General features: G+C 71.3%; 13 protein-coding genes. All 13 read left to right on the top strand.

The window, feature by feature from the left end; all coding sequences use genetic code 11:
- Positions 1-83 precede the first annotated feature (83 nt).
- The 13 genes from rpsA to AAME72_RS17825 all read left to right on the top strand — a co-directional run bounded on the left by rpsA (position 84) and on the right by AAME72_RS17825 (position 16512).
- Positions 84-1526 (top strand): 30S ribosomal protein S1, encoded by a 1443-nt coding sequence (rpsA, locus tag AAME72_RS17885; RefSeq protein ID WP_314148901.1) that lies wholly within the window; start codon positions 84-86, stop codon positions 1524-1526.
- Between the two features lie 99 nt (positions 1527-1625).
- Entirely contained in the window at positions 1626-2228 is a 603-nt protein-coding gene (coaE, locus tag AAME72_RS17880) for a dephospho-CoA kinase (protein ID WP_348787879.1), read from the top strand.
- Positions 2229-2385: 157 nt separating this feature from the next.
- The gene (uvrB, locus tag AAME72_RS17875) at positions 2386-4452 is read left to right on the top strand and encodes an excinuclease ABC subunit UvrB (protein ID WP_348787878.1); all 2067 of its coding nucleotides are present in this window, start codon (positions 2386-2388) and stop codon (positions 4450-4452) included.
- A gap of 65 nt (positions 4453-4517) precedes the next feature.
- Positions 4518-5264: a DUF4129 domain-containing protein gene (locus AAME72_RS17870; RefSeq protein ID WP_348787877.1), complete on the top strand. Its 747-nt coding sequence runs from the start codon at positions 4518-4520 to the stop codon at positions 5262-5264.
- The gene (locus AAME72_RS17865; protein WP_348787876.1) at positions 5261-5800 is read left to right on the top strand and encodes a hypothetical protein; all 540 of its coding nucleotides are present in this window, start codon (positions 5261-5263) and stop codon (positions 5798-5800) included. Before AAME72_RS17870 ends, AAME72_RS17865 begins: the two co-directional genes overlap by 4 nt.
- A 26-nt stretch (positions 5801-5826) precedes the next feature.
- Positions 5827-6912 carry a MoxR family ATPase gene (locus AAME72_RS17860; RefSeq protein WP_348787875.1) on the top strand — a complete coding sequence of 362 codons (1086 nt, stop codon included), beginning with the start codon at positions 5827-5829 and terminating at the stop codon, positions 6910-6912.
- Positions 6909-8213 (top strand): DUF58 domain-containing protein, encoded by a 1305-nt coding sequence (locus AAME72_RS17855; protein ID WP_348787874.1) that lies wholly within the window; start codon positions 6909-6911, stop codon positions 8211-8213. The genes AAME72_RS17860 and AAME72_RS17855 overlap by 4 nt, the downstream gene beginning before the upstream one ends.
- The gene (locus tag AAME72_RS17850; RefSeq protein WP_348787873.1) at positions 8210-8746 is read left to right on the top strand and encodes a hypothetical protein; all 537 of its coding nucleotides are present in this window, start codon (positions 8210-8212) and stop codon (positions 8744-8746) included. The genes AAME72_RS17855 and AAME72_RS17850 overlap by 4 nt, the downstream gene beginning before the upstream one ends.
- Before the next feature lie 190 nt (positions 8747-8936).
- The gene (gene uvrA / locus AAME72_RS17845; RefSeq protein ID WP_348790170.1) at positions 8937-11816 is read left to right on the top strand and encodes an excinuclease ABC subunit UvrA; all 2880 of its coding nucleotides are present in this window, start codon (positions 8937-8939) and stop codon (positions 11814-11816) included.
- A gap of 9 nt (positions 11817-11825) precedes the next feature.
- Positions 11826-13856, top strand: coding sequence for an excinuclease ABC subunit UvrC (gene uvrC, locus AAME72_RS17840; protein WP_348787872.1), 2031 nt, complete (start codon positions 11826-11828; stop codon positions 13854-13856).
- A gap of 81 nt (positions 13857-13937) precedes the next feature.
- Positions 13938-14624, top strand: coding sequence for a VTT domain-containing protein (locus AAME72_RS17835; RefSeq protein ID WP_348787871.1), 687 nt, complete (start codon positions 13938-13940; stop codon positions 14622-14624).
- Positions 14621-15844: a sensor histidine kinase gene (locus AAME72_RS17830; protein ID WP_348787870.1), complete on the top strand. Its 1224-nt coding sequence runs from the start codon at positions 14621-14623 to the stop codon at positions 15842-15844. Before AAME72_RS17835 ends, AAME72_RS17830 begins: the two co-directional genes overlap by 4 nt.
- On the top strand, positions 15841-16512 hold the full coding sequence (locus AAME72_RS17825; protein WP_348787869.1) for a response regulator transcription factor: 672 nt from the start codon (positions 15841-15843) through the stop codon (positions 16510-16512). The genes AAME72_RS17830 and AAME72_RS17825 overlap by 4 nt, the downstream gene beginning before the upstream one ends.
- Positions 16513-16556 lie beyond the last annotated feature (44 nt).

Below are 16556 nucleotides of genomic sequence, written 5' to 3'. Positions count from 1 at the left end.
CCCTATCCGCCTGCCGTGCGCGGAACACATCGAGAACTGATCGCGTCCGGCCTGATTTCTGTCCATTACGGAGCATCTACTACATGACAACCGCAACGACCGACAAGGCGCCGAAGCAGGTCGCCGTCAACGACATCGGGTCCGCTGAGGACTTTCTTGCCGCGGTCGAAAAGACGCTGAAGTTCTTCAACGACGGAGACCTCATCGAGGGCACCGTCGTCAAGATCGACCGAGACGAGGTCCTCCTCGACGTTGGTTACAAGACCGAGGGTGTCATCCCCTCCCGCGAGCTTTCCATCAAGCACGACGTCGACCCCACCGAGGTCGTCGAGGTCGGCGACACCGTCGAGGCGCTCGTTCTCCAGAAGGAGGACAAGGAAGGCCGCCTCATCCTGTCCAAGAAGCGTGCGCAGTACGAGCGCGCGTGGGGCGACGTGGAGAAGATCAAGGAAGCCGACGGCGTCGTCACCGGTACGGTGATCGAGGTCGTCAAGGGCGGCCTGATCGTCGACATCGGCCTCCGCGGCTTCCTCCCGGCCTCGCTCATCGAGCTGCGCCGCGTCCGCGACCTGACCCCGTACCTGGGTCAGGAGATCGAGGCGAAGATCCTCGAGCTCGACAAGAACCGCAACAACGTGGTCCTGTCGCGCCGCGCGCTGCTGGAGCAGACCCAGTCGGAGTCCCGCACCACGTTCCTCAACAACCTGCACAAGGGCCAGGTCCGCAAGGGCGTCGTGTCCTCGATCGTCAACTTCGGCGCGTTCGTCGACCTGGGCGGCGTGGACGGCCTCGTGCACGTCTCCGAGCTGTCCTGGAAGCACATCGAGCACGCCTCCGAGGTCGTCGAGGTCGGCCAGGAGGTCACCGTCGAGATCCTCGAGGTCGACCTGGACCGCGAGCGCGTCTCGCTGTCGCTCAAGGCGACCCAGGAGGACCCGTGGCAGGTCTTCGCCCGCACCCACGCGATCGGTCAGGTCGCTCCGGGCAAGGTCACGAAGCTGGTTCCGTTCGGTGCCTTCGTCCGCGTCGCGGACGGCATCGAGGGTCTGGTGCACATCTCCGAGCTCTCCGGCAAGCACGTCGAGCTCGCGGAGCAGGTCGTGTCGGTCGGCGACGAGGTCTTCGTCAAGGTCATCGACATCGACCTCGAGCGTCGCCGCATCTCGCTCAGCCTCAAGCAGGCCAACGAGGGCGTCGACCCCGAGGGCACCGAGTTCGACCCGGCCCTCTACGGCATGGTCACCGAGTACGACGAGCAGGGGAACTACAAGTACCCCGAGGGCTTCGACCCGGAGACCAACGAGTGGAAGGAAGGGTTCGAGACCCAGCGCGACGAGTGGGAGCAGCAGTACGCTGCCGCGCAGGCTCGCTGGGAGGCCCACAAGCGCCAGGTCGCGAAGGGTCTCGAGGAGGCTGCTGCCGACAGCGGCACCTCGTCGTACTCCTCCGACTCCGGCTCGGGTGGAACCCTCGCCGACGACGAGTCGCTCGCGGCTCTGCGCGAGAAGCTCAGCTCCAACAACTGAGTTCCGTCTCACGGAACGGCCGGTCCTTCGGGGCCGGCCGTTCCGGCGTTAACGCCCGCTCTCGCATTCCGCCTCGGTGCGGGTGGATAGGGTGGACGGGTGCAGCTGATCGGACTCACCGGCGGGATCGCCTCCGGAAAATCGACCATCGCCTCCCGGCTCGCCTCGCACGGGGCCGTCGTCGTCGACGCGGACAGGATCGCCCGCGAGGTGGTGGAGCCCGGCACCCCCGCTCTCGCCGAGATCGCCCGCGCGTTCGGCGACGGCGTGATCGCGGCCGACGGGACGCTGGATCGGCCGGCGCTCGGTGCGATCGTCTTCGGCGACGCCGAGAAGCTGCGCGTCCTCAACGGCATCACCCATCCCGCCGTGCTGCGCGAGTCGACGGCACGCTTCCGGGCGGCGGCCGACGCCGACTCGGAGGCGATCGTGGTCTACGACGTGCCGCTTCTGGTCGAGTCCGCCAACGAGTACCCGTTCGACCTCGTCGTCGTCGCGCACGCCGACGCGGCGACGCGCGTGGCCCGGTTGGTCGAACTGCGCGGGATGGACGAAGCCGAGGCCGAGCGCCGCATCCTCTCGCAGGCCTCCGACGACGAGCGGCTGGCCGTCGCCGACGTGGTGATCGACACCGACGGCTCCCTCGAGCACACGCTCCAGCAGGTGGACGCCCTCTGGGACCGCCTGCGCGCGAGCGCGTAGCGCGCGCCGCCCCGCGACTGTGCCTGTTCGGTACGTTACGGGGATGCTCGAGCAGGGCCGATCGTCCCGAACGGGGTCACTCGCTCGCGGCTGCGGCCGCATTCCGCTCTGAGCGAGAGCCGACCGGTATGTCGGTGGTGCTTCCTAGACTGGAGTCATGGAACCAACCCGTCTCGTCCGCCCGTTCGAGGTCGTCAGCGAGTACGAGCCGAGCGGCGACCAGCCCAAGGCGATCGCCGAGCTCGCGTCCCGCATCAACGCGGGGGAGACCGACGTCGTGCTGCTGGGTGCGACGGGTACCGGCAAGTCGGCGACCACCGCCTGGCTCGTCGAGCAGGTGCAGCGGCCGACGCTCGTGCTCGCGCACAACAAGACGCTCGCCGCCCAGCTGGCGAACGAGTTCCGGGAACTGCTGCCGAACAACGCCGTTGAGTACTTCGTCTCCTACTACGACTACTACCAGCCCGAGGCCTACGTCCCGCAGACGGACACCTTCATCGAGAAGGACTCCTCCATCAACGCCGAGGTGGAGCGGCTGCGGCACTCGACCACCAACTCGCTGCTGAGCCGCCGCGACGTGATCGTCGTCTCCACGGTGTCCTGCATCTACGGACTCGGCGCCGCGGAGGAGTACCTGGAGGCGATGGTCGCCCTGCAGGTGGGGGAGACCATCGGGAGGGATGCGCTCATCCGCCGATTCGTCGGCATGCAGTACGAGCGCAACGACGTCGACTTCTCGCGCGGCAAGTTCCGTGTGCGCGGCGACACGATCGAGATCATCCCGATGTACGAGGAGCACGCCGTCCGCATCGAGCTGTTCGGCGACGAGATCGAGGCGCTGTACTCGCTGCACCCGCTGACCGGTGAGGTGCTGGCGAAGATGGACGCGGTCTCCGTGTTCCCCGCGACGCACTACGCGGCGAGCCCGGCGACGATGCAGCGCGCGATCGGCACGATCCAGACCGAGTTGCACGACCGGCTCGTCGAGCTGGAGCGCGAGGGCAAGCTGCTCGAGGCCCAGCGCCTGCGGATGCGCACCCAGTTCGACATCGAGATGATGGAGCAGATCGGGTTCTGCTCCGGCATCGAGAACTACTCGCGCCACATCGACGGCCGCCAGCCGGGGGAGGCGCCGCATTGCCTCCTCGACTACTTCCCCGACGACTTCCTCGTCGTCATCGACGAGTCGCACGTGACCGTTCCGCAGATCGGCGCGATGTACGAGGGCGACGCGTCCCGCAAGCGGACCCTCGTCGAGCACGGCTTCCGCCTGCCGAGCGCCATGGACAACCGGCCGCTCAAGTGGAACGAGTTCAAGGAGCGCGTCGGGCAGACCGTGTACCTGTCAGCGACACCGGGACAATACGAGCTGGGGATCGCCGACGGCATCGTCGAGCAGATCATCCGCCCGACCGGTCTGGTGGACCCGCAGATCGTCGTCAAGCCGACCAAGGGCCAGATCGACGACCTGCTCGAGGAGATCCGGCTGCGCGTCGAGCGGGACGAGCGCGTGCTCGTCACCACGCTCACGAAGAAGATGGCGGAGGAACTGACGGACTTCCTCGCGGAGGCGGGCGTGCGCGTGCGCTACCTGCACTCGGACGTCGACACCCTGCGCCGCGTCGAACTGCTCACCGAACTCCGGTCGGGCCTCTACGACGTGCTCGTCGGCATCAACCTGCTGCGTGAGGGCCTCGACCTCCCCGAAGTGTCGCTCGTCGCGATCCTCGACGCCGACAAGGAGGGGTTCCTGCGATCGTCCACCTCGCTCATCCAGACCATCGGCCGTGCCGCGCGAAACGTGTCCGGAGAGGTGCACATGTACGCGGATGTGCTGACCGACTCGATGAAGAACGCGATCGAGGAGACCGACCGCCGCCGCGAGTTGCAGCTCGAGTACAACCGCGCCAACGGGATCGACCCGCAGCCTCTGCGCAAGCGCATCGCGGACATCACCGACGTGCTCGCCCGGGAGGAGGCGGACACGGCACGGATGCTGGCCGGGCGCGAGCAGAAGCGCAAGAGCCCGACGCCGAACCTGCGGAATGGCGGCATCGCCGCGCAGGGCGCCGCGGAACTGGAGGGCCTGATCGCGGACCTGAACCAGCAGATGCTGGCCGCGGCAGGCGAGCTCAAGTTCGAGCTGGCCGCGCGCTTGCGCGACGAGCTGTCCGACCTGAAGCGCGATCTGCGGCAGATGGAGAAGGCCGGGCACCTGGGCTGACCGCGGGCGACGCATGGTCGCCCGCGCAGGGTCGCCCGTGCGGGCGCGCTGCGCGCTACGGTGGCATGGTGGGCTCGAAGGCGGCACGGACGCGTCAGCGGTGGGGGATGATCGCCGCCGCGGCGGTGCTGCTCGCGGCAGCGGCAGTCGCGCTCGCGTTTCAGGGACCGCCCGCCTTCACCGGGATGCGGATCGCCGTCCCGAACGCCGACCTCGGTCCGCGGTCCGGGGCGGACGAGGTCACCGGGACGCCCGCGCCGCGGGAGCAGTTCCACGAGACGCGCATCGACCTGACCTGGCTGGTCTTCGCGCTGACGGTGATCGCCGCGATCGTCGTGGCAGCGCTGATCTGGCGCTCCCTGCGCCGGCGCCTCCACCGCCCGGAGCCCGCGGCGCCCGTCGCCCTCGCGGGGACGACAGACGGCCTGGTCCCGCCGGAACCAGGCGAACTGCCGCGACCGGAGCGGGTCCGCCGCGGGCTCGAGCGCGCCCTCGACCTGCTGGGCGACGGCCGGGAACCACGGGACGCGATCGAGCGTGCCTGGCTGGGCCTGGAGGAGGGTGCGGCCGACTCGGGCGTGCGCCGGATGCTCGCCGAGACGCCGGGGGAGTTCGTCGCCCGGGCCGTCACCCGGGTCTCCGCCGATCGCGGCGCCGCCGACCGGCTGCTCGACCTCTACCTGCGCGCGCGGTTCAGCGATGCGCCCGTGACCGGAGCGGACGTGGTCGCCGCGCGCGAGGCGATCGAGGTGCTCCGCGCTTCCTGGTCCGGTGCGGCGACGGGCGCGGCGACCGGCGGGGCTCCGCGATGAGCCGCCGGCAGCTCGTCATCCGTGCCGTCGGATGCGTGCTCGCCGCGCTCGTGATCGGCCTCGCAGCGTGGTTCTTCGGCATGGACGCCCCGCACGCCGTCGGGCTCGGCGCCGTCATCTTCGCCCTCGGCGCGCTGCTGTCCCTGGTCGGGGAGCGTGCGGACGTCACCTGGCCGGTGCCCGCCCCTGCCGCGCGGCCCGGCGCGCGGCGCGACGTCGTCCAGCTCGGCTGGTCGCTCGGCGCGCGCGGCGGCCGCGTGTCGCCGGAGGCGGTGCGGCGGCTTCGTGGGCTCGCCGCGCGCGTGCTCGAACAGCGCGGCGTCGACATGGACGACCCGCGCGCGGCCACGACGGTCGCCGAGCTGCTCGGCGAGAACGCGGTGGCGATGCTCCGGAAGGGCAGTGCCGCCGCGCCGCGTCCGGCCGAGGTGGCCGCCGTGCTGAGCACCCTGGAGGCGCTCGCCCGGGATGCGTCCGGCGGCCGCAGCACGATCGGTCCCGCGGCCGCAGATCCCGTCCGGTCCGCCCACCGGTGACCAGACCCGCCAACGACAGGAGTCCCATGCCCGACGACACCACCGGCACCGGCGAGAGCACGCGCGCGACGGCCGGCACGACCACCGACGCGATCCCCGACGCGATCACCGGCTCTGCGGAGGGGCTGGCGCTCCCCGTCGCCGAGGTCGCCCGGCTCGGCGCGGAGATCCTCGCCAGGGTCGGCAGCGTCGTGGTCGGAATGCGGGAGCCGCTCCAGATCGCGCTCGCCACGGTGCTGGCGGGCGGGCACGTGCTGTTCGAGGACGTTCCGGGCCTCGGCAAGACGCTCGCGGCGCGCAGCATCGCGAGCGCCGTGGGACTCGACTTCCGCCGGCTGCAGTGCACGCCGGACCTGCTGCCGTCCGACATCACCGGGTCCTTCGTCTACGTGCCGTCCACCGCGGAGTTCGAGTTCCGTCCCGGCCCGGTGTTCACCGGGCTGTTCCTGGCCGACGAGATCAACCGCACGTCGCCGAAGACGCAGTCGGCGCTGCTGGAGGCGATGGCGGAGGGGCAGGTGTCCGTCGAGGGGCAGAGCTTCCCGTTGCCGCGGCCGTTCCACGTGGTGGCCACCGCGAACCCGATCGAGTCGGAGGGCACGTATGCCTTGCCCGAGGCGCAGCTCGACCGCTTCATGGTCCGGCTCGGGGTCGGCTACCCGGACACCGACGGCGAGACCCGGGTGCTGCTCGCGCGGGTCGCCCGCCGGCGCGAGGTGGCCGGCGTCGAACCGGTCACCGACGCAGCGACCCTGCTCGCCATGCAGGCGGGAGTCGAGCAGGTGGACGTCGACCCGGACATCGCCGCGTACTGCGTCGCCCTCGCCGCTGCGACCCGGCGGCATCGCTCCGTGGAGGTCGGCGCCTCGCCACGCGGATCGCAGGGCCTCCTGCTCGTCGCGCGCGCTCTGGCCGTGCTCGCCGGCCGCGACTTCGTCATCCCGGACGACGTGAAGCGCGTCGCCGTCCCGGTGCTCGCGCACCGGCTCACGCTCACGGTGCAGGCGTGGACGAGCGGTGTCAGCCCGTCCCAGGTGGTGATGGATGTGCTCGGCAGCGTGCCGGGGCCGCCCGCTGTCGGCACCCGCCGCCGGGAGGCCGCTCAGGGATGACCGAACGCGAACCCGGCGAGACGAAGCCCTCGGGAGGCTCGGCCTGGTCGCTCAGCCCGGGCGTGACCGCGGTGGCGATCGTGGCCGGCGTCTGCCTGGTCGGTGCGTTCGTGATGTCCCGCATCGAGCTGGTGCTGGTCGCCGCCCCGCTGCTGATCGCTGCGCTCTGGGGCTGGGGATCGCGGCCGGCCGGTGCGACGGCGACGGCGTCGGCGACGATCGCCGGCGACGACCCGGACGGGCGGGTCGCCGTGGAAGCCACGGCTTCGGCCGCCGGCGGCCCCGACGCCGTGCACGTGCGGGTCTCGCGCGCCGACCGGGCCCCGGAGGACGCAGTGCTGACCCCGTACGCGGCCTCCCGGCTGCGTTTCCGCGTAGCGGTGTCGCATTCCGGTCCGCAGCGCATCCTGTCGCTGGCGGCACGGGCGATCGGTCCGGACGCCGCGTGGACGGGCGAGCCGAGCGTCCCCGCCGTGACCGAGCGCGTGGTCCGGCCGCGCGCGGTCGCGCTGCGCTCCACTCCGCTGCCGCACCGGCTGCTCGGCCTGACCGGCGCACACACGTCCGCGCGGCCGGGGGATGGCGGCGAGTTCCGCGACGTCGACCGGTTCCGGCCCGGGGACCGGCTGCGGCGGATCGATTGGAAGGCCACCGCCCGGCGCGGTCAGCGGCCCGGCGAGCTGTACGCGCGGCGCACGACGGCGACCTCCGACGTCGCGGTGCAGCTCGTGCTCGACGCGCGGGACGACGTCCCCGGCGCCGTCGCGGACTGGGCTGCTCCGTATCCGCGGCCGGGCCTCACCTCGCTCGATCTTGCCCGCGAGGCCGCGGTGTCGCTCGCCCGCGCCTACGCGGCACAGGCCGACCGGGTCGGCTTCGACGACCTGTCGGACGCGGGCCGGGCTCTGCCGCCGCGGGCGGGCGCGCGGCACCTGCACCGGGTGCTCCGGGCGGTCGAGCTGACCAGCGCGCACGGATCGGCGACCGAGCGGGCACGGGCGCCGCGGTTGGCTCAGGGCGCCATCGTGTTCGTGCTGTCGACGTTCCTCGACGATCAGGCGACACGGCTCGCGCTCACCTGGCGGGCGGCGGGGCACCGGGTCGTCGCGGTGGACGTGCTGCCCGGCCGTCGCGCGGAGGACCTGCCGTCGCGGGAGCTGCTCGCGCTGCGGTTCGTGGACCTGGAGCGCGGTCTGCGCCTGGACCGGCTCCGCGCGTCCGGCGCCGACGTCCTGGTGTGGGCGGCGCAGGACAGGGATGCGGTGCTGCGGCGGCTGAGCGCCCCGGCGAGGCGGCGATGAGCGCGATGGACGGGGGGATGCGCGAGCGCACCGACGCCCCCGAGCTTGGTCGCACGGTCCCCGCCTGGTCGTTGCGGGTGGCGTTCGGTCTCGTCGCGATCCCGATCGCGGTGACGACCCCGCCGAGCGGGCCGTGGCCCGCGATCGCCGTGGCACTTACCGCCCTCGCCGTCGCGGTGCCGCGCTGGCGCGTCGCCTGGGTGCTGATCGCTGTGCTGGCGTTCTCGACACTCCTGGAGCCCGGCAGCGTGACGCCGCGGCTGCTCGCCGTCATCGCGGCGGTGCACGTGCTGCACGTCCTCGCATCGTGGACGCTCGTCGTCCCGCCGCTGGCGCGTCTGCAGCCGGCCGTGCTGCTGCCGTCGCTGCGGCGGCTGATCGCCATCCAGGTGCCCGTCCAGCTGCTGGCGGTCGTGCTGCTGTCGATCGCCCGGCCGCCGCTGGCGCCGTGGCTGGCGATCGTCTCCGGGGTCGCGATCGCGGCCCTGGTCGCGGTGCTCTCCGCGGTGCTTCTGGTTCGACGCGACGACTGACTCAGGGGAATGTCGGTGGCCGGTCGTATGCTCACGCGTGCAGGCCTCATGCTGCCCACGACACGCTAGACTCGAACAAAGCTTCGAGTCGACGCGTGCTCCGGAACGGGTGCGCGGTGGGCGAACACTTCTGGGCGCGGCGGAGAAATAGCGGAGAATGGAACGAGTGAGCAGCAATCGTCAGGGGAACATGGGCAAGGTCGTGGGATCGCATCTCAGCGTGCGCGGGGCGCGCGTCCACAACCTCCACAACGTCGACCTGGAGATCCCGCGCGACTCGCTCGTGGTCTTCACCGGACTCTCAGGCTCCGGCAAGTCGTCGCTGGCGTTCGACACCATCTTCGCCGAGGGCCAGCGCCGCTACGTGGAGTCGCTCTCGGCGTACGCGCGGCAGTTCCTCGGCCAGGTGGACCGCCCGGACGTCGACTTCATCGAGGGCCTGAGCCCGGCGGTCTCCATCGACCAGAAGTCGACGAACCGCAACCCGCGGTCGACGGTCGGCACCATCACCGAGATCTACGACTACATGCGTCTGCTCTGGGCGCGCATCGGCGTCCCGCACTGCCCGGTCTGCGGTGAGAAGATCCAGCGCCAGACCGTCCAGCAGATCGCCGACCAGCTGATGGAGCTGGAGGCGGGCACCCGCTACATGGTGGTCAGCCCGGTGGTCTCGCAGAAGAAGGGCGAGTTCGTCGACCTCTTCAAGGAGCTCGCGGCGAGCGGCTACTCGCGCGCGCTCGTCGACGGCGAGCAGATCCAGCTGAGCGACCCGCCCACGCTGAAGAAGCAGTACAAGCACGACATCTCGGTCGTCGTCGACCGGCTCGTCGCCGGCCCGGACATCCTCGGCCGGCTCACCGACTCGCTGGAGACGGCGCTGCGGCTGACGGACGGCCTCGTCCAGGTCAACTACGTGGACCGCGAGGGCGCCGCCGCGTGGCAGTCGTTCAGCGAGAAGCTGTCCTGCCCGAACGGCCACCCGATCCAGCTCACCGAGATCGAGCCGCGCACGTTCTCGTTCAACGCCCCGTTCGGCGCGTGCCCGGAGTGCTCCGGCCTCGGCACCCGGATGTCGGTGGACGACGACCTGCTGCTCGGCGACGACGAGCTGAGCATCGCCGAGGGCGTCATCGTGCCCTGGACGACGCAGGGCAAGGGCCTCTTCAACTACTACGAGAAGCTGCTCGACGGCCTGGCGCGCGACCTGAAGTTCTCGCTCAAGACGCCGTGGAAGAAGCTGCCGCAGAACGTGCAGGACGCGGTGCTGCACGGCGACAACTTCGAGGTCAAGGTGCGCTGGAAGAACCGCTACGGCCGCGAGATGTCGTACACCTCCGGATTCGAGGGCGTCGTCCCGTACATCGAGCGCCAGTACCTGCAGGCGGAGACGGACACGCAGCGCGCCCGCTGGGCGGAGTACCTGCGCGAGGTGCCGTGCCCGGTCTGCAACGGCAAGCGCCTCAAGCCCGAGGTGCTGTCGGTGCTCATCCACGGCACGTCCATCGCCGACGCCTCGCTGCTCAGCCTGAGCGACGCCCGCGCGTTCATGGAGAAGCTGCACCTCACCGAGCGCGAGCAGAAGATCGGCGCGCAGGTGCTGCGCGAGATCAAGATCCGCCTCGACTTCCTCATCCAGGTGGGGCTGAGCTACCTCGACCTCGCCCGTGCCGCCGCCACCCTGTCCGGTGGCGAAGCGCAGCGCATCCGGCTGGCGACGCAGATCGGCTCGGGTCTGACCGGCGTGCTGTACGTGCTCGACGAGCCCAGCATCGGCCTGCACCAGCGCGACAACCGCCGCCTGATCGACACCCTCGTCGCGCTGCGCGACCTCGGCAACACGCTGATCGTGGTCGAGCACGACGAGGACACCATCCGCACCGCCGACTGGATCGTCGACATCGGCCCGGGCGCCGGTGTGAACGGCGGCCACGTCGTGCACTCCGGGTCGTACGACGAGCTGCTCGCGAACACCGACTCGCTCACCGGCGACTACCTGGCCGGACGGCGCGAGATCGCGGTGCCGCCGAAGCGCCGCAAGATCGACAAGAAGCGCGTGCTCAAGGTGGTGGATGCGGAGGCCAACAACCTGAAGAAGGTCACGGTCGACTTCCCGCTCGGCGCCTTCGTGGCGGTGACCGGCGTGTCCGGCTCCGGCAAGTCGTCGCTGGTCAACGACATCCTGTACCGGGTGCTCGCCAACAAGCTCAACGGCGCCCGCAAGCTCCCCGGCAAGCACCGCACGGTGACGGGCCTGGAGAACCTGGACAAGGTCGTGCACGTCGACCAGGCGCCGATCGGTCGCACGCCGCGCTCGAACCCGGCGACGTACACGGGCGTCTTCGACCGCATCCGCAACCTGTTCGCCGAGACGCCGGAGGCGAAGGCCCGCGGCTACCTGCCCGGCCGGTTCAGCTTCAACGTCAAGGGCGGTCGTTGCGAGGCGTGCTCGGGCGACGGCACGATCAAGATCGAGATGAACTTCCTGCCCGACGTCTACGTCGCGTGCGAGGTCTGCGGGGGAGCGCGGTACAACCGCGACACCCTGACCGTGCACTACAAGGGCAAGAACATCGCCGAGGTGCTCGACATGCCGATCAGCGAGGCGGCCGAGTTCTTCAAGCCGATCTCGGCCATCCACCGCTACCTGCAGACCCTCGTCGACGTCGGCCTCGGCTACGTGCGTCTCGGGCAGAGCGCCACCACGCTCTCCGGCGGCGAGGCGCAGCGCGTCAAGCTGGCGACGGAGCTGCAGCGCCGCTCCAACGGCCGCAGCGTGTACGTGCTCGACGAGCCGACCACCGGTCTGCACTTCGAGGACGTCCGCAAGCTGCTGCTCGTGCTGAACGGCCTGCTCGACAAGGGCAACACGGTCATCGTCATCGAGCACAACCTCGACGTCATCAAGTCGGCCGACTGGATCATCGACATGGGTCCTGAGGGCGGAGCGGGCGGCGGAACGGTCATCGCGACCGGCACGCCGGAGCAGGTCGCGGACGCGGAGGGAAGCCACACGGGCTTCTTCCTCAAGGAGATCCTGCAGGGCGAGGCCGCCGCGCGCGGCGCCGCTTAGGATCGCAGGGTGGCAGACACCGTCAGCTACCGGCCGAAGGCCGGCGAGATCCCGACCCAGCCCGGCGTCTACCGGTTCCGTGACAAGAACCGGCGCGTGCTCTACGTCGGCAAGGCCAAGAACCTGCGGGCGCGGCTCAGCAACTACTTCCAGCCGCTGCGGAGCCTGCACGAGCGCACCCGCCGGATGGTCACCACCGCCGCGAGCGTCGAGTGGACGGTCGTCGGCAGCGAGTTCGAGGCGCTCCAGCTCGAGTACACCTGGATCAAGGAGTTCAACCCGCCGTTCAACGTGCAGTTCCGGGACGACAAGTCGTACCCGTACCTGGCGGTGACCCTCGGCGACCGCATCCCGCGAGTGATGGTGACGCGCAACCGCAACATCAAGGACGCGCGCTACTTCGGCCCGTACACGAAGGTCTGGGCCATCCGGGACACGGTCGACCTGATGCTGAAGGCGTTCCCGGTGCGCAGCTGCTCGGACGGCGTGTACCGGCGCGCCGAGCTCACCGGCCGCCCCTGCCTGCTCGGCGACATCGGCAAGTGCGCGGCCCCGTGCGTCGGGCGGGTGACCCCCGAGGAGCACCGCGAGCTCGCCGAGGACTTCGTCTCGTTCATGGCGGGTAACGACACCAAGTACATCCGCGCCCTGACCGAGCAGATGAAGCAGGCCGCGAGCACGATGGACTACGAGGCGGCCGCGCGGCACCGGGATGCCATCCAGGCGCTCGAGGCCGCGATGGGCAAGAGTGCCGTCGTGCTGCAGGAGAACGTGGACCTCGACGCGTTCGGGATCGCCCACGACGAGCTGGCCGCCGCCGTGCAGCAGTTCATCGTGCGCGGCGGCCGCATCCGCGGTGTGCGCAGCTGGGTCGTCGACAAGGAGCTCGACATGGACCTCGGCGAGCTCATCGAGACCGTGATGCAGAACGCGTACGAGGGCGTCGACGTGCCGCCGCGCGAGATCATCGTGCCGGAGCTGCCCGAGGACGCCGCGGAGCTCGAGCAGTGGCTGACTGCCCGCAGGCACGAGAACAGCGGGGGAGCGGTGAGCGACCCGACGGCGACGCGCGGCCGGCTGAGCGGTCGCGTCGAGCTGAAGGTGGCCCAGCGCGGCGACAAAGCAGCGCTCGCGCAGACCGCCGAGATGAACGCCAAGAACGCCCTCGTGCTCTACAAGACCCGCCGCAGCTCGGACTTCGTCGCCCGCTCCAAGGCCCTGAACGACATCCAGGACGCACTCGGGATGGACGACGCGCCGCTCCGGATGGAGTGCTACGACGTCTCGCACCTGAGCGGGACGAACATCGTGGCGTCGATGGTGGTGTTCGAGGACGGCCTGCCCCGCAAGGACCAGTACCGCCGCTTCAGCATCCCGGAGTCCACCGACGACACCGAGTCGATCTACCAGGTGATCTCCCGCCGCCTCGCCTATCTGCGCGATGACGCACCGGTGGACGCCGCGACGGATGCCGCCGCGGTGACGCCCGCTGCGGGTGAGTCCGGCGACGACCCCTCCATCGACGTGGATGCGGAGATCGCGGAGGCCGCCGAGAAGCGCCGCCGTAAGTTCTCGTATCCGCCGAACCTGCTGATCGTCGACGGTGGCCAGCCCCAGGTCGCCGCGGCGAAGCGCGCGCTGGACGAGTCCGGCGTGACGGGCATCCAGCTCGCCGGCATCGCGAAGCGCCTGGAGGAGGTGTGGCTGCCCGACTCGGACTTCCCGGTCATCCTGCCGCGGAACAGCGACGCGCTGTTCCTCATCCAGCGGATCCGCGACGAGGCGCACCGGTTCGCGATCACGTACCAGCGCGCCCGCCGCAAGCGCGACATCTCGACCGTTCTCGGCGAGATCCCCGGGCTCGGCCCGTCGCGGGTGAAGGAGCTGCTCAAGCACTTCGGTTCCGTGGCGCAGCTGCGCAAGGCGACCCCCGAGCAGATCGCCGAGGTGCGCGGCGTCGGCCGGCGCCTCGCGGCGGCCGTGCACGAGCGCCTCACCGACACCGCGTCGGACTCCGCATCGGACACCGCGTCCGTGTGACGCGATATCCCTCCGCGGTACGGGGTGGTCGATACTCGTGGGTGACGCGCCGCGGGCGCCCCGCTCCGTAGCGTCGGGGTCATGGATGTCGTCAACGAGTTCATCGCCCAGGCCGCGGCCTCGCCGTGGGTCTACCTTGTGGTCTTCGCCGTCGTCCTCGTGGACGCGTTCTTCCCGCCCGTCCCGAGCGAGTCGGTCGTCATCGCGGCAGCCGCGGCGGCGGTCGCCACGGGCAACCCGAACTTGCCGCTGCTGCTCGCCTGCGCCGCGGCGGGCGCCGTCGCCGGGGACAACCTGACGTTCGCCGTCGGGCGCGCCGTCGGGCTCGACCGGTTCCGCTTCGAGAGGCGTCCGCGGTTGCGCGCGGCTCTCGAGCGCGCGAGGAGCGGCATCCACGCGCGTGCCGGTGTGCTCGTGCTGTCGGCCCGCTACGTTCCGATCGGCCGCGTCGCGGTGAACCTCGTCGCCGGAGCCGCCGGGCTGTCCCGCCGGCGCTTCCTGCTGCTGTCCGCTCTGGCGGGGGTCTCCTGGGCGCTCTACTCCGTTACTGTGGGAGTGCTCGCGGCGCACTGGCTGCACGGCAACGCCGTCCTGGCGATGCTGATCGGGATCGCCGTGGGCGTGGCCGTCGGGTTCATCGTGGACGCGACCATCCGGCTGACGTCCCGGCGGCGGCCGGCCGCGGGTGAGGCGGCCAACGGAACGGGCACGGACGAGGCGACCGCCGAGCGGGCGGGCGCGACGATCAGCGAGGGGGTCGTGCGATGAGCGCAACGGGAGCCGTCTCCGGGCCGGCGCTGCGCCTCGACCGTTCGCTCGCGCTGCTGTGGGGTGCAGCGTGCACGGCGGCGGTCGTCGTCCTCGTGCTCACCGCATCCCTCGGGTCGGCGCTGTACGGCATCCCGGTCGTGGTGTCCCTGCTGCTCGGACTGATCCTCGCCGGCTCGCTCGTGCTCGCGCTGGTGCTCCCGCTCGTCGCGGCTGCGACGTCCACCGCCTCCGTGCTGGTGCTCGCGATCGTCGGATCGCCGGAGACCGGCAGCCCGTGGCCGGTCTCGGTTCCCACCATGGTCGGGTTCGCACTCACTCTCGCGCTCGTGGTGCTCCGGTCGAACTGGCGGGCGGGCTTCATCGCGTGGGTGGTCGCGGTCGCGGGCGCCTCCGTCGTCGGCATCCTCGGGCATCGGCCGCCGGTCTCGGCGGAGGCGGCCACCGCCGACCTCATCGTCTTCGCGGCGGTCTCCGGCGTCGTGCTCGGCGCCGCCGTGCTCGTCGGCCGCTGGGAGGCGGTGCGCCGCCAGCTCGTGCGCGAGCAGCAGGTGTCCGCCTCCGAGCATGCACGGCGCGAGGTCGCGGAGGAGCGCACCCGCATCGCGAGGGAGCTGCACGACGTCGTCGCGCACGGCATGTCCGCCATCCAGGTGCAGGCCTCCAGCGCCCGCTACCGCATCCCGGACCTCCCGGAGGATGCGGTGCGCGAGTTCGACGAGCTGGCCGCCACCGCGCGGCAGTCGATGGGGGAGATGCGCCGGCTGCTCGGCGTGCTCCGGCACGACGGCGCGGCCGACACCGCACCGCAGCCGGGTTTCGCCGACATCCCCGCGCTCGTCGCCGACGCCGCGCGCCGCGGCGACGCGACCCTGGAGGCCGACCTGCCCGCCGATGACCCCGTCCGCTCCGACCCGGTCGTCGGGCTGGCCGCCTACCGCATCGTGCAGGAGTCGCTGAGCAATGTCGCCCGGCACGCCACCGGCGCCGCCTGCACCGTCGCGCTGCGGCGCGGCGAGGACGCCGTGCGCATCGAGGTCCGCAACGGGAAGGCGCCGGGTCGCCCGGCCTCCGCGCCTGCCCCGATCGGTGGCGGCCACGGCCTGCGCGGGATGCGCGAGCGCGCCGAGCTGCTCGGCGGCTCCCTCCGCGCGGAGCCGGACGGCGACGGGTTCTCCGTCGTCGCCCTGCTGCCGGTCGCCGCGGGGGTGAGCGGGTGAGCATCACCGTCGTCGTCGCGGACGATCAGGCGATGGTCCGTGCGGGCTTCGCCGCCATCCTCGCCGCCCAGGACGGCATCGAGGTGCTCGGCCAGGCCGCCGACGGTGCGGAGGCGGTGGAGCTCGCCCGGCGGCTGCGACCGGATGTGGTGCTGATGGACGTGCGGATGCCGGTGATGAACGGCATCGACGCCACCCGCGAGCTCGTGCGTCCCAGCCGCGGCGACCCGCACCGGCCCCTCGTGCTGGTGCTGACCACCTTCGACGCGGACGAGTACGTGTACGACGCGCTGCAGGCGGGGGCGAGCGGATTCCTGCTGAAGGACGCGCCTCCCGCCGACCTCGTGCAGGCCGTCCGCGTCGTCGCGGCGGGGGAGGCCCTGCTCGCGCCGCGGGTGACCAAGCGGCTGCTGGAGCGGTTCGCCCAGCAGCGCCCGACGGGCGGGGGGAAGGCGCTGCGGCTGGCCGACCTGACGGAGCGCGAGCGCGAGATCCTGGTCCTGGTCGGCCGTGGCTGCTCCAACGCCGAGATCGCCGGCGAGCTCTTCATCGCCGAGCAGACCGTCAAGACGCACGTGAGCCGGGTGTTCGCGAAGCTCGGCCTGCGCGACCGCGTGCAGGCGGTCATCCTCGCGTTCGACGCGGGGCTCGTCGAGCCCGCCCCCTGACGCGCGCCGCCGCCAGCCGATCCGCCACCGACCCTGTTCGGGAC

Source organism: Leifsonia sp. NPDC080035 (assembly GCF_040050925.1).
In the GTDB taxonomy this organism is placed as follows: Bacteria; Actinomycetota; Actinomycetes; order Actinomycetales; family Microbacteriaceae; genus Leifsonia.
The sequence above is the reverse complement of the archived record's forward strand: the minus strand, read 5'-3'. Positions and strand labels throughout refer to the sequence as shown.